The organism is Bacillus sp. FJAT-29790 (assembly GCF_019039215.1).
Classification (GTDB): domain Bacteria; phylum Bacillota; class Bacilli; order Bacillales; family Cytobacillaceae; genus Cytobacillus.
The window spans coordinates 2,141,367-2,167,356 of record NZ_JAHNZZ010000001.1 but is presented as its reverse complement, the minus strand read 5'-3'; the positions used below and the strand labels follow the sequence as shown (position 1 = coordinate 2,167,356).

The following is a 25,990-nucleotide window of genomic DNA, read 5'->3' as shown; positions in this document are numbered from 1 at the left end:
ACTAAAGGAACTGGGGAAAACTGCCTCTATTTATTTTGTGAAAATTGAATGCGAAAAATTTGTCAAAAAAAGAAGGAGATTATAAAATAAAGTCGAATAATTAATATATTCCAATAAAAGGTGGTGTGATGTTCAGTTGAACACAATCGAAAAGTTAGCCGAACGAATTATCAAAGATGCAGTTAGAAACCATGCTTCAGACATTCATATTGTCCCCCGCAGAAGAGACACACTCATTCAATTGCGCCTCGCGAACAAATTACTTCCAAGGCATTCCCTCCCAAAAGAAGAATGTGATAGACTCATTTCCCATTTTAAATTCACTGCTTCAATGGACATAGGAGAAAAAAGACGGCCGCAAAGCGGTGCATACTCCCATTTGATTGATGGGCAGATGATTGGACTTCGGTTTTCAACCCTTCCTTCCAGTCATAATGAGAGCCTTGTCATCAGAATCCTCCCTCAGCAGGAACAAATTCCTTTCTTTCAAATTTCCTTATTTCCAGCCATGACTCGAAAAATGCTTGCTTTATTAAAACATGCCCATGGATTAATTATTTTTACTGGTCCTACTGGATCGGGGAAAACTACAACTCTTTATTCACTTTTAAATGAAACCTCCCACATGTTCAGCCGCAATGTCATCACACTCGAAGATCCCATCGAAAAAGAACACGACATGGTACTCCAAGTTCAAGTAAATGAAAAAGCAGGCGTTTCTTATTCAACAGGTCTAAAAGCGATTTTAAGGCATGATCCCGATATTATTATGGTCGGAGAGATAAGGGATGCAGAAACAGCAAAGATTGCCGTACGTGCCGCACTTACAGGCCATTTAGTTTTATCGACCATGCATACGCGTGATGCAAAAGGCGCGATCTACAGATTGAACGAATTCGGCGTTAACTGGGTTGAAATTGAACAGACGCTTGTTGCTGTAACTGCGCAAAGGCTTGTAGAACTGACCTGTCCATATTGCCAAGGGGAATGTTCACCTTTTTGTTATTGTTATGGGAGGTGGAAAAGGGCCAGTATTTTTGAACTATTGAATGGCAGGGCATTAAATGCAGCATTGAGAGTGGCGAGAGGGGAAGAAGAAGCAATCATGTATCCGAGAATAAAGGAAGTCATTAAGAAGGGAATTGCACTTGGCTATATTAAAGAAACTGAGTATGACCGGTGGGTACTTGATAATGAAAAAGTGTAAATGGAGCCTCCAAGAACAGAGTCATTTTTTAAAAAGAACAGGCGAACTTCTAACACGGGGATATCCGCTATCGGAGGCCCTTGAATCTTTACTATTCCAGCTTCCCGAAAATAAAAAAGTGGAGGTCGCAAAGTCCCTCGCCGATTTAAGGGAAGGTTATCCGTTTTATCAGATTTTAGCAAATTTGAAATTCAATCCAAATTTGATTGGCTATGTATATTTTGCGGAGCAGCATGGGGGGCTTGCGAGTGCTTTCAAAGATGGAAGCGAGATGATGCTGAAAAGGGACAAAGACTTTGAACAGCTTAAGAAATTACTTGCATATCCCTTATTATTAATCTTTATTACTGCCGTATTGTTTATCTTTGTCGAGAATGTGATATTGCCGAGATTCTCGTCTTTATTTCTCTCAATGAAGCTGAAGCCGAATTTCTTCACGAAAGTCATCTATTTCTTCGGGGACATCCTACCGTTCCTCATCACAGGTGCGTGCCTATTCTTCTTCGTTTTTCTTTGCTACTATTTTTTGAAATTTCGAAACTACACTCAAATCAAACAAAAAAAAATACTCGTTTCAATTCCGATTATCGGCTATTTTTTTAAGCTGTACTACACTCATTATTTCTCTGTCCAAATTAGTTATTTATTGGCTAGTGGTTTGTCCGTCCATGAAGCGCTTAGTTTGTTTGAAAAAAATGATCAGCAGCCACTTTATAAGGAGCTAGGCAAAGAAATGAAAATTAGCTTACGAAAGGGGGAGAGGCTAGAGGATATATTGCTAAATTATCCATTTTTTGAAACAGAGCTTTTGCACATCATTAGACATGGGCAGAAGAATGGAAAGCTCGATCAAGAGTTATTCTTCTTCAGCAGGCACTGCTTAAATCTTCTCGAAGAAAGGACAGAAAAGTTGCTGAAAACCATTCAGCCCTGTTTGTATTTGCTCATCGGTTTTTTGATTGTTTCGATGTATTTAGCCGTATTATTACCAATGTTTCATCTACTGGAGGGGATTTAAAAATGAAATTAAAGTTGTTAAAAAGTGAAAATGGCTTCACGCTAATTGAGATGATGATCGTATTGCTCGTTATCTCTGTACTGTTAATCATCACGATTCCGAATATTACGAAGCATAATTCAAAAATAAACAGTAAGGGCTGTGAGGCTTTTGTGAAAATGGTGCAAGCTCAGGCTCAGGCGTATGAAATAGACAAGAGAAAGCCGCCGGCAGATGTGGATGAGCTAGTTAGGGAAGAGTACCTTAACGAGGATGAAACTTCTTGTCCTAATGGAGATAAAATTTCCATTTCAGCTGAAGGAAAAGTTACATCTGCAAAGGAACCTACATCTTAATGAAAAGCTCAGAAGGCGGATTTACATTATTGGAATCTCTGTTTGTCTTGAGTGTTTTCCTCATCATTGCCTCGATCTCAGGTATTCTGATAAAACCCCAGTTTTTATTTCTTGAAAAACAACTGTTTTTTACACAGTTAAAGTCAGATCTGTATTTTGCTCAAAGCTACGCCATTTCCCATCAATCAGAAGTGAATGTAAATATTGTTCCAGAAAAGAAGATGTATTATATAAGAACAAATTTCGATAGCGGGGATGGCATAATTAGGAGGGAATATCCTGACCTGTTTACCGTTGAGAAGGGATCAATGAAAATATTTTTCCATTTTACGCCCAATGGGACTGTTAATCAATTTGGTTCATTCTATATTAATGCTGGGAAGGAAAAGTACCGGTTTACATTTTTAATCGGAATGGGAAGATTTTATGTGGCGAAAGAATAATGGTTTTTTCTTGGCAGAAGTGCTATTAAGCTTATCCGCGTGGTTAATAATCGCGGGTGTCATTTTTCCGTTGATCATCAATGTAGTTAACCAATCGGTTCAATTGCGCCGGGATTTTGCAGGTACGCAAGCATTATATGAAATTTTGCAGGAAGCAAAGATGGAGGGGACTAGACCTGTTAATAAATCGCTCATCATTGATCGAACGGTGTATGAAATCGTTCAGGAAACACATGATGGGTACGCCCTTATGGAGGTTTGCGTTAAGTATGAAGATATTCTCCGAAAAGCATATAAAAAGTGTGAGGTTTTCGAATAATAGCGGATTTACGATGTTAGAGATGCTGTATGCATTTTCGATTTTTCTATTAATTGTTTCGTTTCTTCCCCTTAGCTTTAAATACCTTTTTCAAAATGATCAGTTCGATGCCAGAACGCAAATAATGGAGTGGCATGTTTTTGTGAATCAATTAAAAAAGGAAATGCGTGGGTCGGAGGTAATGGATGTATCAAATGAGAGAATCGCATTGAGAAGAAATGGCCAGGTAATCTTGTATGAAAGATACGGAACAAATATCCGGAGAAGAGTGGATTTCAAGGGACATGAAATTGTTCTGCAGCAAGTAGGTTCTTTACAATTTTTCCGGATAAAAAATGGAGTAAAACTAACCGTAAAAGATTTATTTAATCAATCACATGCATCATCCTTATACTCCTATATCGAGCTGGAGGAAGAGTATGGTCCGTAATAAACAGAGCTTTTGGTACTTGGTCCGTAATGAAAGAGGGTTTACGTATCCACTCACAATTTGCTTAATCTTGCTCACTTTTGTGTTGCTTACCATTCAACTTGAACAATACTTAGCGGAAAAGAGGTTTTTCAAAGAATCAGAGATCATCATGAAACAGGAATATTATTTTTTAAGCGCAATGAAACAAACAGAAGTCCTGTTATTCGAATGGGATTATGATGATAGCTTCTCGGGGGTTTTCACCTTTTCAGGTGGACAAGTTGAATACAGCGCGTTAAAACTTACAGACAGTCTGTTTAAGGTGACGTTTACTTTAAAGATGGGAGGGGACCTTGAACTAACAAGTTTTGGTTACTATGACATAGATGCGGGAAAAGTGATCAAATGGAACGAAAAAAATGACTGGGGATAAGGAAGGTAGAATAAATTTTGAATTGTTCCTGCAAAGGATTGAATAGCACCATTCATGGGCATACTTGAACTGAATGGACACATAAAGTGAAACTTCATTCAGTTGGGGTTTTCTTCATCCGCTACTTATCCTCATCGATTCCTCTAAGTCTTGAAGTGAGGGCTTTACTACCCGTTAATCTGCGATATATATATAGGGAATCGGTGAATGTCGGTTGCTTCAAGTCCGACCTTTGACCCTCCGCACAAGCCGGACAAAACATCTCCATGTGATTATTACAGTTCTAAGTACAAGTATTTTTTTGAAAATAGTAAATAGTTAAGGGTGGTGTGACCATGAATTCAAATGATTATGTGAAATACATTACTCAAACAGTCGTTAAATATATTGACCAGCCAAAAGATGAGCGGAAAAGGCACCGCTTAGAGAAAAAGGATACGAAAGAACCCTTTTTGTTTAAGTGGTTCGGGGTTGTCCCTTATGTTTTGTTCGAGAGCGTAAAAAAGAGGAAAAAAAATAAAAGCTAATCACTTTAGGAAGTGTCTGACCTCTCTATCTGTTGTGGATATGTATGTATCCATTCAACAAAATATTGATGATGTGGGGTCTGACCCTTTTTTTACTTTATTCAGCAGAAGTCTCTTAACGATATAAGTGGCGAGATGAATGCAACAGGTATCAATTCAGTGGGAGTTCAAACCTCGGCTGAATAAAGTTAAGGCTACGGCGAGACTTTCGATTTTTTAAAGGAATTTATCGAGCAAGCTAAGTAAAAATTTGGGCGCAAATACGCCAAGGTGAATTTGATTTAAACAGCCAAATCTGTTAGATAGAATAAACCGCCATTAATAATAGAAATTGTAATTTTTGGCTCGTATTGTTCTTTTAAAGCCATTTTCTCAATTTCATAGCTTTCGTCTTTTTCTTCCGTTTCCTCATAAAAATGCTCAAGTAGATTCAGATCTTTTTGCCAACGTTTTTTTGCTTCCTCCGCCCATGTGTGATCTTCGAGGTCAATTTCAGATTTTAAGAATTTCTCGACCCTTGAGATTCCGCTTTTTGGCATGATAAGGGGAGACAAGGTAAATGAATAATCCGGAATTTTTGGTGTAAGCTCTAAATCAAGCAGTTTATTATGAAATCCTTCGACCATTTGTCCATTTATTAATTGTAAACCAATGGATTTAAACACATCTCTTTTGCGATCACATTGATAAGATATGCGAACATTTATTCCTAGCCATGGCCTTAATGGCATCTGAACTCCTGGTGTTTGCTTGTGTTTTTCATACAAGCGAATATAGCCTGCTAGATTTTTCGTTGACTCGAAAATTTGGTGCAGGCGGGGCGAGCCAAAATGAATCGTCTCACCCTTGATATTTTCGGGTACAAGTTGTGGGTTTGTAATCATTGTTAGCTGCATTGGATTAGGTGTGCCACCTGTTTTCTCCAGGTAATGCCAGTAAAAGGGCCGGTTCATCAGCTCTTTATCAAGCTCAATTGTTAACTGTACAGTCATGAAACCAGGACCGCTTTTCGTCACATTACAAGAGTTCGCTTGGAAATACTGCTCAAGGAATTTATGAATTTCCTGTTGCTGCATTAATTTCACCATCCCTTATTTCTTCAGCTAAATGAATCATCGAAGTTAAATTCTCCATTTTGATTCTCATTTCTCCCTCAGAAGCTGATCTTCCGAATATATCAATTAAATGGTCGTCAAAATTCCCAAAGTCCAGCTTCGTGAGAATATCATCTAAATCTCCGATAACTTTCTCGAAGAGATGTATTTTCTCATACAATAGCTTTAATATATGTTCTTCGACAGTATCCTTTGTTGCGAAATTATAGATCATCACATCTTTTTCCTGCCCTAGCCGGTGAATACGGCCAATTCTTTGTTCGAGCCTCATCGGGTTCCAAGGAAGATCAAAATTGATAATATGATTGCAAAACTGGAGGTTAATCCCTTCTCCACCGGCTTCTGTCGCAATAAGCACTTGAATATTTTTTTGGAAAAGCTCTCTCATCCAGTCTTTTTTTCCTCTTTTAAATCCGCCCCGAAATGGAACAGACGTAATTCCGTACTGTTTTAAAAACCATTGCAAATACATTTGGGTGGCGCGATATTCGGTGAAAATGATGACCTTATCATTAATTTGTTGAATTAATTCGAGCGCCTTTACTGCTTTTGAATTTTTTTGTACTGCCTCCACCTTGGAGATTAAATATTCAATCTGTTGTTGAAAAGTCTCCCGCGGCTCCTCTTTCCTTTCAAGCATATTCTTTAAAGTGAAAAAGACCGCTTCCCGACTGCTGCATGCTTCCCGCTGGAGTGTCATAACAGAAAATGGACTTGAGTTTCCCCAGTCCCCTTCAGTACGAAGATTCGTGACCGCTTCATAAAGTTCTCTTTCTTCCTTGGAAAATTCAATTGGCAGCGTCTCGACCTTTCGCTTCGTCCATTCAATTCCAGTATCAGCTCTGCGGTTTCGAATCATTACTTTATTCACAAGTTCTTTGAGGTGTTCATTATCATTCAACGAGCGTGAATCTTTATGGTATTTTTCATAAAAGGCAGATTCATTTCCCAAATGCCCTGGCTTCAATAAGGAAACCAAATTAAAGATTTCACTGATCCGGTTTTGTATGGGTGTGGCAGTCAGTAATAAACAGAATTTCTTTTTTAGGTTTTGGACGAACTCATAGTTTTTCGTTTTATTGTTTTTCAGCTTGTGGGCTTCATCAATAATGATTAGGTCATAGTTTTGATTATAAATAATATCCCTGTGAGGATTTCGTTTTGCTGTATCGATCGATGATACTACGACATCGCATTGTTCCCACACATAGCTCTTTCGCTGAGTAACCGCTGGAATGAAAAATTTCGTATTCAGCTCGATCGCCCATTGTGTAACGAGGGAGGCAGGTACTAGTATTAGCACTTTTTTTACTAATCCCCTAATCATGTATTCCTTTAATATTAATCCTGCCTCAATCGTTTTCCCTAATCCGACTTCATCTGCTAGGATCGCTTTTCCATTCATATTTTCAACGACCTGCTTAGCTACTTCAAGCTGGTGCGGCAATGGAGTCAATCCTGACAGGTGCTTCGGAGCCTGAAGCCCCTCAAACTGGGGGATAATTGTATTGTTCTCCACTTCTACAGCTAACTTATAAAGCTCCCAGTTTCCCCAAGGACCATCATTTTCGATTCTTTTAATAAATTCTTCTTGCCATGAGGAATCAAAATCAATTTGCACCGTCATCTAAAACAGCTCCTTTAACTGTCTAGCTCCAGCGCCTACCCCCTCGAGGTCACAAGCCAATCCTGAAAGGTAGAGCTCACCTTTCCGAGAGGCTCGTCTTGTGCTTGTCGGGGGTGATCAAGGCGCTTCCGCATTTCTTTAAAACTAAAAAAATATAGCCATTGCCGAAATACAATTCTAATGGTAGGATAATATTAGCTTTGAAAGTTTTGAAATTTGCCACTTTAAATTAGTTTATCGAAATAATTTTTAAGTATTTTCAATTTGTGTTTAGGATGAAGGAAATAATTAGGCTTTTATACTTTCATCATATTTGGTGCCTGTAAGGATGCCATTTGCGTTTAGTATGAACCAACTTGGAAAAATTTATAAATGCGGATGATTACAAGAGGAGAGACTACATTAGTAGCGCCGAAGGAGCAAACAATGAAAATTGTGAATCTCTCAGGCAAAAGAACTCTTGTATGACGCAACTCTGGAGAGTGCTCTTTTTTCGGGAGCCACCAAAGGGGAAAGCCGATCAGGTAAACTTTCAGGTGCAAGGACAGAGATCTTCTCATATTTAGAGGGGATACTTTGTCCTTTTTTTGTGGATATTATTCAATTAGGGGTAATTTCCCAAAAGGAAAGTGTCCGGTTTTCGGTGAATTATCAACTCTTTCAAATAGTTTAAAAGGGGGACAAGTGAATGTCACAGTTAAAACGTACACCATTATTTGATGTTTACAAAGATTATGGTGCGAAGACAATCGACTTTGGAGGCTGGGATCTACCAGTTCAGTTTTCAAGCATCAAAGAAGAGCATGAAGCAGTCCGTACTAAAGCTGGTTTGTTTGATGTATCCCATATGGGTGAAATTGAAGTAAAGGGTTCTGACAGCCTTTCGTACCTTCAAAAAATGATGACAAATGACATCTCTAAAATAAAAGACTCTGCTGCCCAATATACAGCCATGTGTTATGAAAATGGCGGGGTTGTTGATGATTTACTTGTCTACAAATATGAAGATGATCATTATTTGCTTGTTGTAAATGCGTCAAATATTGAAAAAGATTACAAATGGCTTGAAGACCATCTTGAAGGCAATGTAGAAATTACAAATCTTTCTGAGCGTATGGCCCAAGTTGCCATTCAAGGCCCATTAGCAGAGAAAATCCTTCAAAAACTTGCAAATGAAACAAATTTAGCAGATATTGGTTTCTTTAAATTCCAGAAGGATGTAGATCTGAATGGAAAAAAAGCATTAGTTTCCAGAACCGGCTATACGGGTGAAGACGGCTTTGAAGTTTATTGCGATGCAGAAGATGTAGTTGCCATTTGGACTGAAATCCTTGAAGCTGGTAAAGAAGAAGGGATTCTGCCATGTGGATTAGGCGCTCGTGATACGCTGCGATTCGAAGCAGGTCTTGTTCTTTACGGCCAGGAAATTTCGCCGGAAATCTCTCCGCTCGAGGCTGGAATTGGGTTTGCCGTTAAGGTGAATAAAGAAGCTGATTTCATTGGAAAAGATGTTCTCGTGAATCAAAAAGAGAACGGACTGACAAGAAAATTAACAGGAATTGAAATGATTGATCGTGGAATTCCACGTCATGGCTACCCTGTTTACATAGGGGAAGAGCTGGTTGGTGAAGTAACGACAGGAACACAATCACCTACATTGAAGAAAAATATCGGGATGGCCCTGTTAAAAACAGACATCGCAGTTCCTGGAACTGAAGTAGAAGTTGAGATTCGCGGAAAGCGCCTCAAAGCAATTGTGGCTGCTACACCTTTTTATAAAAGAGGAAAATAATAGGAGGGGAGAATGAATGATGAAACATCGTTATTTACCGATGACAGAGACTGATAAGAAAGAAATGCTTGAGACTATCGGTGTAAACTCGGTCGCAGAATTATTCAATGATATTCCTGAACGTGTTAGATTTAAGGGCGAATATAATATCAAGCCCGCAGCTACAGAAACTGCTTTAATGAAAGAGCTTACACAGCTTGCACAAAAAAACGCGGATTTGAGGAGCAACGCTTCATTCATAGGAGCAGGAGTATATGATCATTATATGCCTATCATTGTTGATCATGTAATTTCTCGTTCTGAATTTTATACAGCTTATACACCATACCAGCCGGAAATCTCTCAAGGAGAGCTTCAGGCGATCTTTGAATTCCAGACAATGATCTGTGAATTGACGGGCATGGATGTTGCAAACTCATCCATGTATGACGGAGGAACTGCTCTTGCGGAAGCTGCTACATTGAGTGCAGGGCATACGCGCAGGAAAAAAGTTTTGGTTTCAAGTGCAGTGCATCCGGAATCAAAAGATGTCGTTAAATCTTATTGTAAAGGTCAATTCATTGAAGTAGTAGAAATTCCGCAAAAAGACGGAGTTACGGATATCGATGCATTGAAAGAAATGGTTAGCAATGATGTTGCAGCTGTTATTGTTCAATATCCGAACTTCTTTGGCCGGGTTGAACCTTTAAAGGAACTCGAAGAGATTATTCATGCTCATAAATCACTGTTTGTTGTATCTAGCAATCCATTATCACTAGGCGCCCTAACACCACCAGGCAAATTTGGTGCCGATATCGTAGCAGGCGATGCACAACCATTTGGCATTCCGACCGCATTTGGCGGCCCGCACTGTGGCTATTTTGCGGTTACTGACAAATTGATGAGAAAAGTTCCTGGGCGTCTTGTTGGACAAACAGTCGATGATGAAGGCCGTCGTGGCTTTGTATTAACTTTGCAGGCACGTGAGCAACATATCCGCCGTGATAAAGCGACTTCTAATATTTGTTCGAACCAAGCACTTAATGCTCTTGCTGCATCAGTTGCGATAACAGCTCTTGGTAAAAAAGGTGTTAAGGAAATGGCAGTTGCAAATATCCAAAAAGCGCATTATGCGAAAAAGCAATTTAAAGAAAAGGGCTTTGAGATTGTATTTGAAGGGCCTTCCTTCAATGAGTTCGTTGTTAAATTAAATAAGCCTGTCAAAGAAGTGAATCAACTGCTTCTTAAAAAAGGCATCATCGGCGGCTATGATTTAGGCAGGGACTATTCAGACCTGAAGAACCATATGCTAGTTGCTGTAACTGAATTAAGAACAAAAGAAGAAATCGATACATTTGTTAATGAAATGGGGGATTACCATGCATAAGGATGATCAAGCACTCATTTTCGAACTAAGCAGAGCCGGTCGCATCGGTTATAGCCTCCCGGAAATGGATGTTCCGGAAACAGATTTAAATGAACTGATCCCTGAAGGGTATATTAGAGAAGAGGAGCTTGGGCTGCCAGAAGTTTCAGAGCTTGATATTATGCGTCATTATACAGCTCTTTCTAACAGAAACCATGGTGTTGATTCTGGCTTCTATCCTCTTGGTTCTTGTACAATGAAATACAATCCGAAAATCAATGAAAATGTTGCCCGTATTCCTGGTTTTGCACATCTTCATCCATTACAGGATGAGAGCTCTGTTCAAGGTGCATTAGAGCTTATGTATGACTTACAGGAGCATTTAATTGAAATTACGGGAATGGATCAAGTAACACTTAACCCTGCAGCTGGAGCACATGGCGAATGGACTGCGTTGATGATGGTCCGTGCTTTCCATGAAGCAAATGGCGATATGAAGCGTACAAAAGTAATCGTACCTGACTCTGCTCACGGAACAAATCCTGCATCTGCAACATGTGCTGGATTTGAAACGATCACTGTTAAATCAGATGAAAGAGGTCTTGTTGACTTAGACGATTTAAGAAGAGTAGTTGGCGAAGATACTGCAGCACTAATGCTGACGAACCCAAACACTTTAGGATTGTTTGAAGAAAACATCCTTGAGATGGCTGAGATTGTTCATGCGGCAGGCGGAAAGCTTTATTATGATGGAGCGAACCTTAATGCTGTAATGTCAAAGGCACGCCCAGGAGATATGGGCTTTGACTTAGTTCACCTTAATCTACACAAAACCTTTACAGGTCCTCACGGCGGCGGTGGACCAGGTTCAGGTCCGGTTGGAGTGAAAGCAGACTTAATTCCATTCCTTCCAAAGCCAGTGTTAGTTAAACAAGGTGATGAGTTTGTCCTTGATTATGACCGTCCGCAATCAATCGGACGCGTTAAGCCTTATTATGGAAACTTCGGTATCAATGTCCGTGCTTACACGTATATTCGTTCAATGGGTCCAGATGGCTTGAAAGCTGTAACTGAATATGCTGTATTGAATGCAAACTATATGATGAGAAGACTGCAAGAATTCTATGATCTTCCATTTGATAGACACTGTAAGCATGAGTTTGTTTTGAGTGGTAAGCGTCAGAAGAAATTAGGTGTTCGTACGCTTGATATTGCTAAGCGTCTCCTTGACTTCGGATATCATCCACCAACAATCTACTTCCCATTAAATGTGGAAGAATGTATCATGATTGAACCAACTGAAACAGAATCAAAAGAAACAATGGATGGGTTTATCGATGTAATGATACAAATTGCTAAGGAAGCAGAAGAAAATCCAGAAATCGTTCAGGAAGCGCCGCATACAACTGTTATCGGTCGTCTGGATGAAACAATGGCTGCCCGTAAACCGGTACTGCGTTATCAAAAACAATAAATTTACTAGACTGGCTCCTTTGGGGGCCAGTCTTTTTTTCATGGGTATGGGTATGAATCGTCCGCATTAAAATCTAAAAAAAATCCTCTGCATATAAATTGCAGAGGATTTTACGATTAACTTTTTGCTTTTATTTTGCCGCCCCACTTTTTAAACCCGCCTTGAAGATGTGAAAGGTCTTTATAGCCTTTGCGGTGCAGTAATTGGGCAGCTCTTCCGCTTCTCATTGCGCTCTGGCAATATAAATAAACAGGTTTGTCTGGACGAAGTTCTTTCATTCGCATTTTCATTTGGGACATAGGAATGTTCCGAGCGCCAAGAATATGTCCGGCATCAAACTCATTTGGTTCACGAACATCAATTAATTGGGCTTTTCGGTAGCCCTCACGGAATTGCTCTTCAGTCAGCGTCTTGACAATTCTCCGCTGATACAGCCATGTAACAACAGAGTAAGTAATGATTCCACCTAAAATAATAAGCAGGAAATAAAGTGTTTCCAATATGTCTTTCTCCTTTCAAACTAAGCTAAGCCAACTATATTATATAGGCCTTTCCTGATATGAGTAAAGGAAATCAGCTAAATTAATAAAAATCCGCTTAAAAATCTTCTTCCTTTGTTTATTGACCGATAATTTGATAGACTAAATAACGAATATGGTACTTGAAAAAGTGTTCGATAGATGCGGAAAAGTGCTTGATAGAATTAAAAAAGTGCTCGATACATATCGAAAAGTGCTTGATATTATTAAAAAACACTGAATTTGAAATAAACATTCGTAAAAGAGGTTTTTTTATGACAAAAGAAATATGGTATTTCATTGATTCGGGTGAGGGATCACCATCTTTTAATATGGCTTTAGACGAAGCGCTCCTTGACTGGAATAGCGAGGGGAAAATGCCCCCTGTGATCCGGTTTTACGGCTGGAACCCTGCTACCCTTTCGATCGGCTATTTTCAACAGCTGGAGAAAGAAATCGATATGGAGGCAGTGAAAGCGCATAAACTCGGATTTGTCCGTCGTCCGACGGGCGGCAGGGGCGTGCTACATGAACATGAGCTTACATATAGCGTGATTGTACCTGAAGCACATCCAGATATGCCAAAGACTGTTACGGAAGCATACAGGGTGATCTCAGAAGGAATATTAAAAGGATTTCATTATTTAGGGATGGATGCTTATTTTGCTGTTCCAAAAACAGCAGAGGAAAGAGAATCACTTAAAAATCCGCGATCTGCCGTTTGCTTTGATGCTCCTAGCTGGTATGAACTTGTTGTCGAAGGCCGGAAAGTAGCTGGAAGTGCACAAACAAGGCAAAAAGGAGTCATCCTTCAGCATGGCTCAATCCTACTTGATTTAGATGAGGACAAGTTATTTAGTTTATTTAAATACCCGAATGATAGAGTGAAAGAGCGGATGCAAAGGGCTTTTAAAAACAAAGCTGTAGCAATTAATGAAATAAGCAAAGAAAAAATTACGTTAGAACAAGCGAAAAAAGCTTTTAAAAAAGGATTTGCTGATGGTCTCAATATTGAATTGGAGCCTTACGAGCTGACGGCTGATGAAATGGCTTACGTACAAAAAATAGCAAAAGAACGCTATGAAAATGATGAGTGGAATTATAAAAGATAGGAGCGGCTGAGGCCGTTTTTTTAAAAGCACGTAAAAAACGGAAAGCAATGCCTAATTGACATTGCCTTCTGTTTTTTTTATTTTTTAAGATCCTCAATCGAATCAATATCCATATAAGCTGGAACTACCAATCCAATTCTTGTACCTTCTAAATTAGCACCTAGATCTTCAAATTTGCCTTCGAATTTCTCATAGTAGTCCGCATGGGTTATTGGCAGCCATCCGGCAACATGTGCGTCCAGACTTCCATCAGAAACACCTGTCCACATTGGACCTGCTTCAATTTGGCGAAGGGTTACTTTATATCCAAGATCAGTTAACACTTGCGCCACCACATTTGTACTGGCAATTTCACTATCCCATGCAACATAGCCAATCGTAATTTTATCGCCATTTACCTTCTCAGCGCCATTTGTCCATTCAGCGACTTTTTCAGCATTCGCTTCTACCCAAGCTTTTGCAGCTTCTTTTGGATCTTCCCCATCCATTACCTTGACCATAATCTCCTCCATATCCGTTGCGGACCAGTGGAATTGATCAAGTACTTTATATGCGGAAGGATGATCTTCGGCCAGTCCAATACGTGCGATTGAATGGATATTCTCTCCTTCACCGTAAACCCCTTTAGGATCATCTAAATATTTCAAATCATATTTTGAAAACATCCAGTGAGGAGTCCAGCCTGTCACAATGATCGGTTCCTGTTTGTCATAAGCTTTTTTTAATACAGCAGTCATTGCAGCTCCTGAACCTTCTACTAAAGTCCATTTATCAAGCTCATATTCTTCAATCGCAGAGGCTGTTGCTTTCATTAACCCCGCACCGGGATCAATGCCGATGATCTTGTGATTAAGCTTTTCCCCAATTGTTCCTTTTACAGCCTTGTTTTCGTTGCTATTGGCCTCGTTAGAACTACATGCAGCAAGTCCTAATGCAAGGACAGGGACGATTATTGCAGACATCCATTTTTTCTTCATTACATATTTCCCCCTTGTTTTTTAATTCCGATATTTTGGGTAATCCGGTCAAGGATGATCGCGATGACCACGATCGCAAGACCAGCCTCAAACCCTTTTCCAATTTGAATTTGTGTAACAGCACGGTAGACATCTGCTCCAAGACCAGGAGCTCCTACCATGGAAGCAATGACGACCATGGATAATGCGAGCATGATGCTTTGATTAATACCTGCCATGATGGTCGGCGTTGCAAGCGGCAGCTGTACCTTCAGCAAACGCTGGCTCATTGTAGAGCCAAATGCTTCAGTTGCTTCAATAATATCCGCGGGAACTTGCTGAATGCCTAATATAGTCATCCTGATGGTAGGGGGCATCGAAAAAATAACAGATGCGACCACACCGGGTACAACTCCAATACTAAAGAAGAAGATGGCAGGGATTAAATAGACAAATGCAGGCATTGTTTGCATAAAATCCAAAATTGGGATAACAACTCGTTTTACTTTCCTATTTTGAGAAGCCCAAATACCAACGGGGACACCTAGTACCACAGATATGAATACAGCAGACAAGACTAGAGCAAGGGTTTCGAGCATCGGATCCCAGTAACCTAAATTTTCGATAAAAAATAAACCGATAACCGAAAATAGTGCAATTCCCTTAGAGGCTACCTTCCAAGCTAATAAACCTAATAGAATGATAAAAATATAGAAAGGAATAAATCCGAGTCCGGTTACCAATCCTTCTACAATCCTTTCAAGCCCCTCTGATATCCCGTCAAAAGCGGCTTCAAAAGTGATTGTCAGCCACTCAACAAAACGGTCAACCCAAACGGAAATCGGTAATTTTGGCAATAAGCCTTCCATATTAAATTTCCCCCTTTATGGACTGATCAGCAGCCGCTTCTTTTTTTGCCTTTTCCAAATCATTTATAGCCGCATTATTCCCCGCAAGAGCGCCAATAACTGCTCCTCTTACAAGAATCCCATGAATGCGATCATCCTTATCAACAACGGCTACGGGAACGATGGCGGTAGATACTTTATCAAACAAGTCGGTTAACAAAGTCTCCCCGGCAACCTTTTGAACGTTCGGATCAAGGGTAACTTGTAATGACTGTCCGTTCTCAGCAGCGGTTTTCGCATCCGCAGCATGGATAACTCCAAGCAGTTTTTTCTTTCTATCCACTGCGTAAATGCTTGAAATCCCAAGCTTCTTCATCATTTGTAAAGCAACCCGTGGGCCTTTATCAATTTGTACCGTCTCCGCTCTTTTCATCACATGACTGGCCGTTAATACTTTAGATAAATCGACATCCTCTACAAATCTTTCAACATAGTTGTTGGATGGGTGCATTAATATTTCTTCCGGTGATCCGATTTGGACGATCTCGCCATCCTTCATTAACGCAATCCGGTCACCAATTCGAAGTGCTTCATCTAAATCATGAGTGATAAAGATGATTGTTTTTTCCATTTTTGATTGAAGCTCGAGTAATTCATCCTGCATATCTTTCCGGATTAATGGGTCTAATGCACTGAATGCTTCATCCATCAATAAAATATCCGGATCATTCGCGAGTGCTCTTGCTAACCCGACGCGCTGCTGCATGCCGCCGCTCAGCTGTTCCGGAAGCTGGTTTTCATACCCTTCAAGTCCAACTAACTTCAAGGCATTCAAGGCCTTGTGCTTCCGTACATCCTTTTCTTTACCTTGAATTTCCAAGCCATACTCGGCATTTTCGAGCACAGTTCGATGGGGAAGTAAGGCGAATTTCTGAAACACCATGCTGATTTTTTTGCGCCGAACCTCTCTTAACTCATCTTTTTTCATTTTTGTAATCTCTTTTCCGTCAATCCAAACTTCGCCGATCGTCGGATCGATTAGCCGGTTTAATGTGCGAACTAATGTAGATTTACCGCTTCCTGATAGCCCCATAATGACAAAAATTTCTCCTGCACTGACATCAAATGTTGCTTGATTAATTCCTACAGTTGAACCTGTCTTTTTTAGAATATCGTCCTTGGGATTTCCTTCATTTAAAAGTTGTAATGCTTTTTTGGAATTCCTTCCAAAAATTTTTGTCACGTTTTTGACACTGATTTTAAAAATTTGTTCACTCAAATCAATCACCTCGTTCTTAAATTGCCGCACAAAAAGGACCTTCTAATTGTATAAGTTCTAGAAAAAGAGAGCAAAGCTGTTAAATCGTCATATTCAGCCGTAAAGTTCATACAGTAAAAACTGAACATACTGTACGTGCGTTATTCTTACATTTCCTCTATTTTCCTCCCATATGCTTCAATGAATCCCCCTTTACATTCAAAAAAAACATGTTAGTCTAATAAATGATTATTGCATTTTCTAGTTATCCCTAAGGAAAATTCAGAAAGAAATCGCAAAATTTACATTTATGGATGTGAATGTGAACATGGATGGGAAAGAACAGCTTCACCATGCACGAGAGCGAGTGATCGAAGCAATTGCACAAAATATGAATTTATATGGAGTCACTGATTCGATCGGACGTTTGTATGGAATGTTATATTTCCAAGATCACCCGATGACGCTGGATGAAATGAAGGAAGAGCTCGGGATGAGCAAAACAAGTATGAGCACCTCAGTTCGCAGCTTACTGGAGCTTAAGATGGTGGAGAAGGTTTGGAAAAAGGGAATGAGGAAGGATTTGTATCAAGCTGAAGAAGATTGGTATCAAACCTTTTCTGACTTTTTTACTATAAAGTGGCGATCAGGTGTTTCGATGAATATGTCTGCTATGACAAAGTCAATAGCAGACCTTGAGTGTTTAGTGAGTTCTGAAGAAACCGAGGAAGAGATCCGAACGGCAGCGATGCTTGATATTGAGAAATTAAAGTCAGCACTTACCTATTATGAATGGCTAAATCGCTTAGTGGACAGCTTTGAGTCAGGCAAAATTTTTGAGTTCATTCCTAAGAATAAAGACTAGTTACAAAAAGCACTGGTGAATTCCCGTGCTTTTGTTTTGTCTTTAACAAAAGTGCAAGCCGCGAAATATATTGAAATTTATCTAAATATGTCATAAATCTATGAATCTCTCTTTTTCTCTCCCGATTCTAGTTGATTTTATTTTTGACAAAATAAAGTGTTCATGAACTAAACACAATATATAGTGGTGTCGAAAATATTTTAGATACTATATGTTGATTTAGGTGTTTTGATATGGTAAATTTATTTCTACAACTAGAATTACCTAAAACTACTATTTTATTAGAACAACTGAATAATATTTTGAAGGAGTTGTCATAATGTCTGTTGCACTAGGACAAAAAATGAGTTTGGATATTGAGCGCCTGAATAAGGACATCAGTCTATTTCCGCAAGTACATCCTATCACCCCTGATATGAATATGACCCACAAAGGCGTTTCCCGCTTAGTCATGCTGGATAGGTATACATTCAAAGACACTGAGAAGATTACGTTATCCAATGGAGACTTCGTCGTACTCACCATAAAAGAAGACCCAAAGTTCCCTGCCCGCGGTCTTGGCTACATTGTAGAAATTGATTGGGAAAATAAATCAGCAAAAGTGTTAGTGGAAGAGGATTACAGAGGTGTGCTTGATGACCCTGAAGAAGCACGCACTGGGATCATTACCAAATCGCTTGACGTGATCGAAAAGCCGCTGGAGCTTTTTTATGAACAAATTGCTAAGCGTAATGCAACTGGTCTTGCATCTGTTGAAACAACGGAGGAGAAAAGGAAAGAATGGTTTGAGAAGTTTTACAATGAACTAGCGAATTTAAACTTTATCCCAGCTGGCCGTGTTCTCTATGGTGCAGGAGCGGGGACTGATGTAACATACTTTAATTGCTACGTCATGCCTTTTGTCCAAGATTCCCGGGAAGGCATTTCTGAACACCGCAAGCAAGTCATGGAAATTATGAGCCGCGGCGGCGGGGTCGGTACAAACGGTTCTACATTAAGGCCGAGAAACACATTGGCCAGAGGGGTAAACGGAAAATCATCCGGCTCCGTATCATGGCTTGATGATATTGCGAAGCTGACACATCTTGTTGAGCAGGGTGGTTCGCGCAGAGGCGCCCAGATGATCATGTTAGCGGATTGGCACCCTGACATTATTGAATTCATCATTTCTAAAATGCAAAATCCTAGAATATTACGATTCCTGCTTGAAACGACAAATGATGAAACGATAAAGAAATACGCAAAAGAAAAATTAAAATTTACTCCTTTTACTATTCAGGAAGAAGCCATGTACCAGGGGATCATTAATTACAAGCATATTCCTGGTTTTGGCGGTTTTAGTGAGAACATTATTCGCGATGCAGAGGAGAAGTTGGAAACAGGGGGCACGTATTCTGTTCACAATTCTGAATTCCTTACAGGTGCCAACATTTCAGTATGCCTAACAAAAGAATTCATGGATGCTGTTGAGAAAGACGCTGAATATGAGCTTCGCTTTCCAGATGTTGAAGGCTACGAACAAGAGGAAATGCACATCTACAATAAAGAATGGCATAAAGTAGGAGACGTACGTGAATGGGAGAAACTTGGCCATAAAGTGCGGGTTTACCGAAGAATCAAAGCGAAAGAGCTTTGGAACCTAATCAATATTTGTGCAACATACTCAGCTGAACCAGGTATTTTCTTTATCGATAATGCCAACGACATGACCAATGCTAAAAGCTATGGACAAAAAGTCGTTGCAACAAATCCATGTGGCGAGCAACCTCTCGCACCATATTCTGTTTGCAATTTAGCAGCTGTTAACTTGGCAGAAATGGCCGATAAGGAAAACAAAACGGTTGATTTTGAAAAATTAGAACGTACGGTGGAAGTCGGAGTCCGCATGCAGGACAACGTAATTGATGCAACTCCATACTTCCTTGAAGACAATAAAACACAGGCACTTGGTGAACGCCGTGTTGGCTTAGGTGTTATGGGTCTTCACGACTTACTAATCTACTGTGAAACAGAGTACGGATCTGAAAAAGGAAATATCCTTGTTGATAAAGTATTCGAAACAATCGCAACGACAGCTTATCGTACGTCTGTAGAACTGGCTAAAGAAAAAGGAAGCTTCCCATTCTTAACAGGGGAAACAGCAGAAGAAACAAACCGTCTTCGAAAAGCATTTACAGAAACAGGCTTCATGCAAAAAATGCCTAAAGATGTACGAGAGCAAATTCTAAACAATGGTATTCGTAATTCTCATCTTCTGACCGTGGCTCCAACTGGGTCCACAGGGACAATGGTCGGGGTAAGTACTGGACTTGAACCTTACTTCTCGTTCTCTTACTTCAGAAGCGGCCGTCTTGGGAAGTTTATTGAAGTAAAGGCGGATATTGTTCAAGAGTACTTGGATAAGAATCCGGAAGCGGATCCGAATAACCTTCCAGAATGGTTTATTGCTGCGATGGATTTAGCACCTGAAGCGCATGCAGATGTTCAATGTATCATTCAGCGCTGGATCGACAGTTCGATCAGTAAAACGGTTAATGCGCCTAAAGGATACAGTGTTGAACAAGTGGAAAAGGTGTATGAACGCCTATACCGCGGCGGGGCAAAAGGCGGAACTGTCTATGTTGATGGCTCTCGTGATTCACAAGTACTAACCTTGAAAGCGGAAGAAAACAGCTTTGATGATACTAGCTTTGCCAAAAAGGAAAAAACAAAGCAGCATGTGGTCCTTGTCGATACAATTAGCGACCTTCGTTCAACAAGTGTGACGATTGGCTCAGAAGTTGGAAATACTTGTCCGGTTTGCCGCAAAGGAAACGTAGAAGAAATTGGCGGCTGCAATACATGTACGAATTGTAATGCCCAATTAAAATGCGGATTGTAATTTAAAAAGGCTATTTTCGTAAACTTTGTTGCTTTTTTTAGTTTAATTTTATATAAATATCTGAGTTGATTGGAGCGGAGATCAACGGGCAAACTTTGAAGGCTAAAAACACATTATATGTGAAAAGAGCCTTTAAATAATAACCAAAAAGAAGATGGGGATTTTCGTCCATCTTCTTTTTTGGTTTATTAAAAAAATCTCCTTGTCTACCGTACTATTTTTCCATGTCCCTGATTAAAGATGTATCAAGCGATCAAGTAAGTACATCGATAGGAGTGGCTTACATGTATATAGACGGTGTTTTTTCAGGAGGAGGAATTAAAGGATTTGCTCTTGTTGGGGCTTATGCAGGGATAGAGGAAAAAGGTTTTCGCTTCAAGAGGGTAGCTGGTACAAGTGCGGGAGCCATTGTCGCAGCGCTAATTGCCGCTCAATATACAAGTGAAGAAATTTATCAATTAATCGATGAACTTAATTTGGAAAAGTTTCTTGATGCGCGATATTCCTTTATCCCTTTTTCTGTTACAAAATGGATTCTGCTATACTGGCGACTTGGTTTATACAAGGGAGATGCACTGGAAAAATGGATTGAAGAGAAGCTACTGGCAAAGGGGATAAGGACTTTTTCTGACCTTCCATACCAGTCTTTGCGTGTTGTTGCATCAGACTTAACAAATGGCCGGCTTATCGTATTGCCGGATGACTTAGTACATTATCAGATAGACCCAGGTTCTTTCCCAATTGCCAAAGCAATTAGAATGAGTTGCAGCCTTCCTTATTTTTTCGAGCCTGTTAAGCTTCAAACGGATAAAAATACAAACTTAATCGTAGACGGGGGTGTGCTTAGTAATTTTCCAATGTGGTTATTCGATACAGATAATGTCGTCCAAGTTAGACCCGTATTAGGGGTAAAGCTTAGTCATAATATGAATGAACGCCCCACAAATAAAATCCGCAATGCGATTCAAATGTTTGAGGCCCTGTTTGAGACAATGAAAGATTCCCATGATGCAAGGTATATTTCTAAAAAGCATGTCAAAAACATTATTTTTATTCCGACAGAGGGCGTTCTATTGACAGAATTCCAATTAACAAAGAATAAAAAGCAAGCCCTATTTGATTTTGGGAGCAAATGTGCAAAGGAATTCTTTTCTCAATGGAGATATTAATGTTTATTTCATATGTAATCTGTTCATCAAAAAACAGCTCTAATTGCAAAAAGTAAGATCGAGCCTCCTAAAATAAAGCCCGATCTTTCTTTTTGCCTTTTTTGCCTTCTATTACGGTCAAATGTGTAGATGATTTTTTTTTCACTTTTTTAAGGGATGACAAGGAACCGCTGTTTGATTTACGGTTATTGCCCGTTCCTGTTTCTTTATGAAATCGCTTTTTTGATTTTTTTGCTGCTCGAATAAATGCCCGGTGCTCCTGTTTACCAGGGCTAGCTTTATAAAAACGCCGAGCGATGTAAAAAACTACAGCACCAACTAATAAAATGACAGCTATTCTACGCAAAAAACCGGCAGGATCTGAAATCATACTGGCGGTTATTCCCAGGACAGCAAGAAGGATGAGTCCGGAAATGATGAATAGTGAAATCCGATTTTTCAAGAAAGCCACCTCCCTATGAGCATGATGAGCATTTAATCAAGCTTTTAAACTTAGTACAACAAAATTATCGCAGATTAACGGGCAGTAATCCCCAAATTTCATAATTTAGAGAAAATGAAGAGAGAAAAGTGGGGAATAACTGCCCGTAACTGCCCGAAATGGAATCACGGACTAAGAACGCCACATCCTGTGGGCTTCAACTAACCATCAGTGGAAAAGACATCCACTGATGAAAGTTTCACTTTAAACAATTTCCTCTGTTTTAATGAGGTCAGCTGTTTCTTTTTCCTTCTTTAGTAGTTCTTTGAACGAAAGAATAGCGACTTCTACTTGGTCATTTTTTGGTTCCTTCGTTGTCAGAAGCTGAAGCCATAAACCCGGAACCCCTAAATATTTTAAAACAGGGATATTTCTTACTTTATTTGTAAGCTGTAAAACCTCAAATGAAATTCCTAGAACAACGGGAATGAGAGCAAGCCGATTTAGAACCCGGACATATAATGGTTCTGTTGGGACAAGCAAGTAAACAAAGACACCAACGATAACAGTAAATAAAATGAAACTGCTCCCGCAGCGGTAGTGAAGCCGTGATTGAGCTTGCACATTTTCTACGGTAAGTTCTTTGCCATTTTCGAACGCATTAATTACTTTATGCTCCGCTCCATGGTATTGAAACACCCTTTTAATGATTGGGGTGAGAGATACAAAGTAAATGTAACAAAGCAGTAACAACAATTTGAACAAACCTTCGATTAAAACCTGTGACAAATCACTGGAAAAAATGGGCTTTGTTAATGCTGCTAAAAAAACGGGAACGAGTGTGAAAATAAACTTTCCAAAAAGAAAGGATAAGACTCCGATTGCAGCCACCCCGAGCCACATCGTTAATTTTGAACCTTCCTCTTCTTTTAACTGATGATCCTCACTAGGATCCAAATCAAATCTTTCTGTTGAAAAATTTAAATGTTTAGAGCCATTTGCACTGGCTTCGATAATCGCAATAATCCCTCGAATAAACGGTATCTTTTTTAGAAACTGAAAGGAGGGATTTGACTTGCGCGGAACCTCGAAATATTCAATTGAATCGTCTTTTCGGCGAATAGCCGTTACATAATGATACTTGCCGCCAAACATGACGCCTTCTACGACCGCCTGGCCCCCATAAGTGGGCTTTTGTACTTTAGACATATCTTAACACCAACCTAATATGAACTCGGATTTAACAGCTGATTATGACGTTGATACTAAGAATTAGCTATGAAGAAAACAATATACCAATAGAAGTTCAGGGCAGGTTACACTTCATTCGAAGCACAAATCCATCAAAGCTGTACATACCTATCTTTATTCTACTAAAAATACTAAAAAACCTCTAGGAAGGAGATTTTTTTCTTTCTAAGTGCTCAGCGCTTTTCTTAAATAGTATTTGAATACTAATTTTATTATCATGCAAGGGAATAAATGCAAGTGGACATAATAATAAATGGAGGTGTAAAAATGGCAGAACAAAAACAGGATGGACAAAATTTAAGAGAAATACCGATGTCTTTTTTAACATTAGTAATCTTAACTGGATTAATTGGGGGAATCTTCTGGAGTGGAATCGCTTATTTGGCGTATATTCTTAATCTAACTGAAATTCATCCCAATGTAATTTTGGACCCGTGGATGATCGGGGCCTGGAAAAAAGGCTGGCTTGGGACAGTCCTTTCGATTCTCATGATCGGAGTGGTTTCTATAGGGGTATCGCTTATTTATTATGCTACATTGCGAAGATTTCCAAGTATTTTCGTTGGTATGGGCTATGGCATTGCCCTTTTTATGCTCGTCTTTTTCGTCTTAAATCCCATTTTCCCTGGAATAGGTCCTGTTAAAGATTTAGCGAGAAACACCATTATTACTTCGCTATGTTTTTACATTTTATATGGTATATTTATAGGATATTCCATTTCATTTGAAGAAAGCGAAATAAAATATAAAGAGAAAAGAGAGAGCAAAGCCCCGAATTGATTTGCCTGGGATAAACGGAGAAGCGAGCTGCTTGTGGCAGCCTCCCGACTTGGAAAATACTGTAGGCCATATATTAACCCGCTGGAAATCGTTTCACTTTTTTCGGTAGTGGAAATGAATTATTTTGTGATAGAATGTTCTTGTTAAAATTCTTTTTCACTAAAAAGGACTATTATTTATTTCTTGCAGAACAGTGATAACGAAGGGGAGAGAATAATTTGGAGAAATTGCAAAAGCTTCGCGCAAGCTTTGAAAAGCTAAATATTGACGGAATTTTAATAACGAGTTCATTTAATCGCCGTTATATGACGAATTTTACTGGCTCTGCAGGCGTTGTGCTTATTAGTGGGGAAAAAGCACAGTTTATTACCGATTTTCGCTATGTTGAACAAGCATCTACACAGTGTGTGGGCTATGAAATCGTCAAGCATGCGGGAGTAATCCCAGAGGAAGTGGCTGTACAGGCAAAAAAGCTTGGCATCAAAAAGCTTGGCTTTGAACAGGACCATTTAACTTTCTCTGCTTATAAAGCTTATGAAAAAGCTGTTGGATCAAAATTAGTGCCTGTTTCTGGCGAGCTTGAAAAGTTACGCTTGATTAAGACTGAAGCAGAGATTAAGATATTAAAGGAAGCAGCGGACATTGCGGATGCTGCATTTAAATATATTCTTGATTTCATTCGTCCAGGATTAACAGAGCTTGACGTTTCGAATGAATTAGAGTTCTTTATGAGAAAAGCAGGCGCTGCTTCATCGTCTTTTGATATTATCGTAGCATCTGGCTGCCGGGGGGCCCTTCCGCATGGGGTGGCAAGTGATAAAGTAATTGAAAAAGGTGATTTTGTCACACTGGATTTCGGTGCTTATTACAAAGGGTATGTTTCAGATATCACCCGAACGATCGCCATTGGAGAACCTGAGGATAAGCTGAAAGAAATCTATGATGTCGTTTTGCAAGCACAATTACGATGTATGGAAGGCATTAAGCCTGGAATGAGCGGGAAAGAAGCAGATGCGTTAACACGTGATTATATTACCGAAAAGGGTTATGGAGAATACTTCGGACATTCGACTGGTCATGGCATAGGTTTGGAGGTCCATGAAGGCCCAGCCCTCTCCGTTAAATCCGAGATTATTCTTGAGCCTGGCATGGTGGTAACAGTAGAACCTGGCATTTACATACCGGGACTTGGCGGAGTTCGGATTGAAGATGATACGTTAATAACAAAAGATCATAATGAATCATTGACACATTCAACGAAGGAACTGATCATTCTTTAATTTCTTTAATTTTTAGGAGGATTTTACATGATTTCTGTAAATGATTTTAAAACTGGATTAACTGTAGAGGTAGACAACGGGATTTGGCGCGTTCTGGATTTCCAGCATGTTAAGCCAGGAAAAGGAGCTGCGTTCGTACGCTCGAAACTTCGTAATCTTCGTAATGGTGCGATCCAGGAAAAGACATTCCGTGCCGGTGAAAAAGTAGGAAAAGCGCAAATAGATAACCGCAAAATGCAATATCTATATGCAAGTGGAGATCAGCATGTATTCATGGATACTGAATCTTATGAGCAAATTGAACTGCCAGCAACAGCCATTGAGTATGAGTTAAAGTACTTAAAGGAAAATATGGAAGTTCATATTATGATGTATCAAAGTGAAACTCTAGGAGTTGAGCTTCCTAAATCAGTCGAATTAGAAGTGACTGAAACGGAGCCTGGTATTAAAGGTGATACAGCTTCTGGCGGCTCTAAGCCAGCTACACTTGAAACAGGCCTCATCGTTCAAGTTCCTTTCTTCATTAACCAAGGTGACAAATTAATTATTAATACAGAAGAAGGATCATATGTTTCACGTGCTTAAATAAAAATCAGTGCATTTC

General features: G+C 39.6%; 26 protein-coding genes and 1 riboswitch. Of the genes, 18 read left to right on the top strand and 8 right to left on the bottom strand.

Annotated elements, in window-relative coordinates:
* The first annotated feature begins 136 nt into the window (after positions 1-136).
* The 8 genes from comGA to BGM26_RS10245 all read left to right on the top strand — a co-directional run bounded on the left by comGA (position 137) and on the right by BGM26_RS10245 (position 4,694).
* Positions 137-1,207: a competence type IV pilus ATPase ComGA gene (comGA, locus tag BGM26_RS10280; RefSeq protein ID WP_217039723.1), complete on the top strand. Its 1,071-nt coding sequence runs from the start codon at positions 137-139 to the stop codon at positions 1,205-1,207.
* Positions 1,194-2,225, top strand: coding sequence for a competence type IV pilus assembly protein ComGB (gene comGB, locus BGM26_RS10275; RefSeq protein WP_217039722.1), 1,032 nt, complete (start codon positions 1,194-1,196; stop codon positions 2,223-2,225). Before comGA ends, comGB begins: the two co-directional genes overlap by 14 nt.
* Before the next feature lie 2 nt (positions 2,226-2,227).
* Positions 2,228-2,560 (top strand): competence type IV pilus major pilin ComGC, encoded by a 333-nt coding sequence (gene comGC, locus BGM26_RS10270; RefSeq protein ID WP_217039721.1) that lies wholly within the window; start codon positions 2,228-2,230, stop codon positions 2,558-2,560.
* Positions 2,560-3,003: a competence type IV pilus minor pilin ComGD gene (comGD, locus tag BGM26_RS10265; RefSeq protein WP_217039720.1), complete on the top strand. Its 444-nt coding sequence runs from the start codon at positions 2,560-2,562 to the stop codon at positions 3,001-3,003. Before comGC ends, comGD begins: the two co-directional genes overlap by 1 nt.
* Positions 2,987-3,322 carry a phosphatase gene (locus tag BGM26_RS10260; protein ID WP_217039719.1) on the top strand — a complete coding sequence of 112 codons (336 nt, stop codon included), beginning with the start codon at positions 2,987-2,989 and terminating at the stop codon, positions 3,320-3,322. Before comGD ends, BGM26_RS10260 begins: the two co-directional genes overlap by 17 nt.
* On the top strand, positions 3,273-3,752 hold the full coding sequence (gene comGF, locus BGM26_RS10255; protein WP_254119202.1) for a competence type IV pilus minor pilin ComGF: 480 nt from the start codon (positions 3,273-3,275) through the stop codon (positions 3,750-3,752). Before BGM26_RS10260 ends, comGF begins: the two co-directional genes overlap by 50 nt.
* Complete coding sequence (gene comGG, locus BGM26_RS10250; protein WP_217039718.1) at positions 3,742-4,167, top strand: competence type IV pilus minor pilin ComGG; 426 nt, start codon at positions 3,742-3,744, stop codon at positions 4,165-4,167. The genes comGF and comGG overlap by 11 nt, the downstream gene beginning before the upstream one ends.
* 335 nt (positions 4,168-4,502) lie before the next feature.
* Positions 4,503-4,694 (top strand): YqzE family protein, encoded by a 192-nt coding sequence (locus BGM26_RS10245; RefSeq protein ID WP_217039717.1) that lies wholly within the window; start codon positions 4,503-4,505, stop codon positions 4,692-4,694.
* Positions 4,695-4,975: 281 nt separating this feature from the next.
* Here BGM26_RS10245 and BGM26_RS10240 read toward each other — a convergent pair whose 3' ends face one another.
* Positions 4,976-5,770, bottom strand: coding sequence for a YqhG family protein (locus BGM26_RS10240; protein WP_217039716.1), 795 nt, complete (start codon positions 5,768-5,770; stop codon positions 4,976-4,978).
* Positions 5,748-7,436, bottom strand: a complete 1,689-nt coding sequence (locus BGM26_RS10235; protein ID WP_217039715.1) for a DEAD/DEAH box helicase — start codon at positions 7,434-7,436, stop codon at positions 5,748-5,750. The genes BGM26_RS10240 and BGM26_RS10235 overlap by 23 nt, the downstream gene beginning before the upstream one ends.
* 378 nt (positions 7,437-7,814) lie before the next feature.
* Positions 7,815-7,906, top strand: a riboswitch (glycine riboswitch).
* Between the two features lie 218 nt (positions 7,907-8,124).
* Between BGM26_RS10235 and gcvT the strand changes: the two genes are divergently transcribed.
* Genes gcvT through gcvPB form a run of 3 tightly spaced genes read left to right on the top strand, consistent with a single transcriptional unit; the run spans position 8,125 to position 12,047 of the window.
* On the top strand, positions 8,125-9,228 hold the full coding sequence (gene gcvT / locus BGM26_RS10230; protein ID WP_217039714.1) for a glycine cleavage system aminomethyltransferase GcvT: 1,104 nt from the start codon (positions 8,125-8,127) through the stop codon (positions 9,226-9,228).
* A 19-nt stretch (positions 9,229-9,247) separates the two neighbouring features.
* The gene (gcvPA, locus tag BGM26_RS10225) at positions 9,248-10,594 is read left to right on the top strand and encodes an aminomethyl-transferring glycine dehydrogenase subunit GcvPA (protein WP_217040740.1); all 1,347 of its coding nucleotides are present in this window, start codon (positions 9,248-9,250) and stop codon (positions 10,592-10,594) included.
* Positions 10,587-12,047, top strand: a complete 1,461-nt coding sequence (gene gcvPB / locus BGM26_RS10220; protein WP_217039713.1) for an aminomethyl-transferring glycine dehydrogenase subunit GcvPB — start codon at positions 10,587-10,589, stop codon at positions 12,045-12,047. The genes gcvPA and gcvPB overlap by 8 nt, the downstream gene beginning before the upstream one ends.
* A 116-nt stretch (positions 12,048-12,163) precedes the next feature.
* Here gcvPB and BGM26_RS10215 read toward each other — a convergent pair whose 3' ends face one another.
* On the bottom strand, positions 12,164-12,547 hold the full coding sequence (locus BGM26_RS10215; RefSeq protein ID WP_217039712.1) for a rhodanese-like domain-containing protein: 384 nt from the start codon (positions 12,545-12,547) through the stop codon (positions 12,164-12,166).
* Positions 12,548-12,840: 293 nt separating this feature from the next.
* Between BGM26_RS10215 and BGM26_RS10210 the strand changes: the two genes are divergently transcribed.
* A complete protein-coding gene (locus BGM26_RS10210) occupies positions 12,841-13,677 on the top strand; it encodes a lipoate--protein ligase family protein (RefSeq protein ID WP_217039711.1) in 837 nt (278 codons plus the stop codon).
* Between the two features lie 77 nt (positions 13,678-13,754).
* On the opposite strand, the gene BGM26_RS10205 is transcribed toward BGM26_RS10210, so the two are convergent.
* The 3 genes from BGM26_RS10205 to BGM26_RS10195 are packed head-to-tail and all read right to left on the bottom strand — an operon-like array spanning position 13,755 to position 16,766.
* On the bottom strand, positions 13,755-14,654 hold the full coding sequence (locus tag BGM26_RS10205; protein WP_217039710.1) for a glycine betaine ABC transporter substrate-binding protein: 900 nt from the start codon (positions 14,652-14,654) through the stop codon (positions 13,755-13,757).
* A complete protein-coding gene (locus tag BGM26_RS10200) occupies positions 14,654-15,502 on the bottom strand; it encodes an ABC transporter permease (protein WP_217039709.1) in 849 nt (282 codons plus the stop codon). Before BGM26_RS10200 ends, BGM26_RS10205 begins: the two co-directional genes overlap by 1 nt.
* Position 15,503: 1 nt before the next feature.
* Positions 15,504-16,766: a quaternary amine ABC transporter ATP-binding protein gene (locus BGM26_RS10195; RefSeq protein ID WP_217040739.1), complete on the bottom strand. Its 1,263-nt coding sequence runs from the start codon at positions 16,764-16,766 to the stop codon at positions 15,504-15,506.
* A 301-nt stretch (positions 16,767-17,067) separates the two neighbouring features.
* Here BGM26_RS10195 and BGM26_RS10190 point away from each other — a divergent pair, with 301 nt between their 5' ends.
* The 3 genes from BGM26_RS10190 (at position 17,068) to BGM26_RS10180 (ending at position 21,654) form a co-directional block, all read left to right on the top strand.
* Complete coding sequence (locus tag BGM26_RS10190) at positions 17,068-17,604, top strand: GbsR/MarR family transcriptional regulator (protein ID WP_217039708.1); 537 nt, start codon at positions 17,068-17,070, stop codon at positions 17,602-17,604.
* Between the two features lie 319 nt (positions 17,605-17,923).
* Positions 17,924-20,485, top strand: coding sequence for a vitamin B12-dependent ribonucleotide reductase (locus tag BGM26_RS10185; protein ID WP_217039707.1), 2,562 nt, complete (start codon positions 17,924-17,926; stop codon positions 20,483-20,485).
* Positions 20,486-20,769: 284 nt separating this feature from the next.
* The gene (locus BGM26_RS10180; protein WP_217039706.1) at positions 20,770-21,654 is read left to right on the top strand and encodes a patatin-like phospholipase family protein; all 885 of its coding nucleotides are present in this window, start codon (positions 20,770-20,772) and stop codon (positions 21,652-21,654) included.
* Between the two features lie 67 nt (positions 21,655-21,721).
* Here the strand turns inward: BGM26_RS10180 and BGM26_RS10175 are convergent, their stop codons facing one another.
* Both BGM26_RS10175 and BGM26_RS10170 read right to left on the bottom strand, forming a co-directional pair.
* Positions 21,722-22,096: an SA1362 family protein gene (locus tag BGM26_RS10175; protein ID WP_217039705.1), complete on the bottom strand. Its 375-nt coding sequence runs from the start codon at positions 22,094-22,096 to the stop codon at positions 21,722-21,724.
* A gap of 243 nt (positions 22,097-22,339) precedes the next feature.
* The gene (locus BGM26_RS10170; RefSeq protein ID WP_217039704.1) at positions 22,340-23,284 is read right to left on the bottom strand and encodes a DUF1385 domain-containing protein; all 945 of its coding nucleotides are present in this window, start codon (positions 23,282-23,284) and stop codon (positions 22,340-22,342) included.
* A gap of 309 nt (positions 23,285-23,593) precedes the next feature.
* Between BGM26_RS10170 and BGM26_RS10165 the strand changes: the two genes are divergently transcribed.
* The 3 genes from BGM26_RS10165 to efp all read left to right on the top strand — a co-directional run bounded on the left by BGM26_RS10165 (position 23,594) and on the right by efp (position 25,971).
* Positions 23,594-24,106: a YqhR family membrane protein gene (locus BGM26_RS10165; RefSeq protein WP_217039703.1), complete on the top strand. Its 513-nt coding sequence runs from the start codon at positions 23,594-23,596 to the stop codon at positions 24,104-24,106.
* A gap of 218 nt (positions 24,107-24,324) precedes the next feature.
* On the top strand, positions 24,325-25,386 hold the full coding sequence (locus BGM26_RS10160; RefSeq protein ID WP_217039702.1) for a M24 family metallopeptidase: 1,062 nt from the start codon (positions 24,325-24,327) through the stop codon (positions 25,384-25,386).
* Positions 25,387-25,413: 27 nt separating this feature from the next.
* Positions 25,414-25,971 (top strand): elongation factor P, encoded by a 558-nt coding sequence (efp, locus tag BGM26_RS10155; RefSeq protein WP_217039701.1) that lies wholly within the window; start codon positions 25,414-25,416, stop codon positions 25,969-25,971.
* The last annotated feature ends 19 nt before the right edge of the window (positions 25,972-25,990 follow it).

Bases quoted from the DNA above. Each gene is read 5' to 3' on its own strand.
- comGB (WP_217039722.1), top strand. From the start codon at position 1,194: ATGAAAAAGTGTAAATGGAGCCTCCAAGAACAGAGTCATTTTTTAAAA.
- comGC (WP_217039721.1), top strand. From the start codon at position 2,228: ATGAAATTAAAGTTGTTAAAAAGTGAAAATGGCTTCACGCTAATTGAG.
- comGD (WP_217039720.1), top strand. From the start codon at position 2,560: ATGAAAAGCTCAGAAGGCGGATTTACATTATTGGAATCTCTGTTTGTC.
- BGM26_RS10260 (WP_217039719.1), top strand. From the start codon at position 2,987: ATGTGGCGAAAGAATAATGGTTTTTTCTTGGCAGAAGTGCTATTAAGC.
- comGF (WP_254119202.1), top strand. From the start codon at position 3,273: ATGAAGATATTCTCCGAAAAGCATATAAAAAGTGTGAGGTTTTCGAAT.
- comGG (WP_217039718.1), top strand. From the start codon at position 3,742: ATGGTCCGTAATAAACAGAGCTTTTGGTACTTGGTCCGTAATGAAAGA.
- BGM26_RS10245 (WP_217039717.1), top strand. From the start codon at position 4,503: ATGAATTCAAATGATTATGTGAAATACATTACTCAAACAGTCGTTAAA.
- BGM26_RS10240 (WP_217039716.1), bottom strand. From the start codon at position 5,770: ATGCAGCAACAGGAAATTCATAAATTCCTTGAGCAGTATTTCCAAGCG.
- BGM26_RS10235 (WP_217039715.1), bottom strand. From the start codon at position 7,436: ATGACGGTGCAAATTGATTTTGATTCCTCATGGCAAGAAGAATTTATT.
- gcvT (WP_217039714.1), top strand. From the start codon at position 8,125: ATGTCACAGTTAAAACGTACACCATTATTTGATGTTTACAAAGATTAT.
- gcvPA (WP_217040740.1), top strand. From the start codon at position 9,248: ATGAAACATCGTTATTTACCGATGACAGAGACTGATAAGAAAGAAATG.
- gcvPB (WP_217039713.1), top strand. From the start codon at position 10,587: ATGCATAAGGATGATCAAGCACTCATTTTCGAACTAAGCAGAGCCGGT.
- BGM26_RS10210 (WP_217039711.1), top strand. From the start codon at position 12,841: ATGACAAAAGAAATATGGTATTTCATTGATTCGGGTGAGGGATCACCA.
- BGM26_RS10205 (WP_217039710.1), bottom strand. From the start codon at position 14,654: ATGAAGAAAAAATGGATGTCTGCAATAATCGTCCCTGTCCTTGCATTA.
- BGM26_RS10200 (WP_217039709.1), bottom strand. From the start codon at position 15,502: ATGGAAGGCTTATTGCCAAAATTACCGATTTCCGTTTGGGTTGACCGT.
- BGM26_RS10190 (WP_217039708.1), top strand. From the start codon at position 17,068: ATGGATGGGAAAGAACAGCTTCACCATGCACGAGAGCGAGTGATCGAA.
- BGM26_RS10185 (WP_217039707.1), top strand. From the start codon at position 17,924: ATGTCTGTTGCACTAGGACAAAAAATGAGTTTGGATATTGAGCGCCTG.
- BGM26_RS10180 (WP_217039706.1), top strand. From the start codon at position 20,770: ATGTATATAGACGGTGTTTTTTCAGGAGGAGGAATTAAAGGATTTGCT.
- BGM26_RS10170 (WP_217039704.1), bottom strand. From the start codon at position 23,284: ATGTCTAAAGTACAAAAGCCCACTTATGGGGGCCAGGCGGTCGTAGAA.
- BGM26_RS10165 (WP_217039703.1), top strand. From the start codon at position 23,594: ATGGCAGAACAAAAACAGGATGGACAAAATTTAAGAGAAATACCGATG.
- efp (WP_217039701.1), top strand. From the start codon at position 25,414: ATGATTTCTGTAAATGATTTTAAAACTGGATTAACTGTAGAGGTAGAC.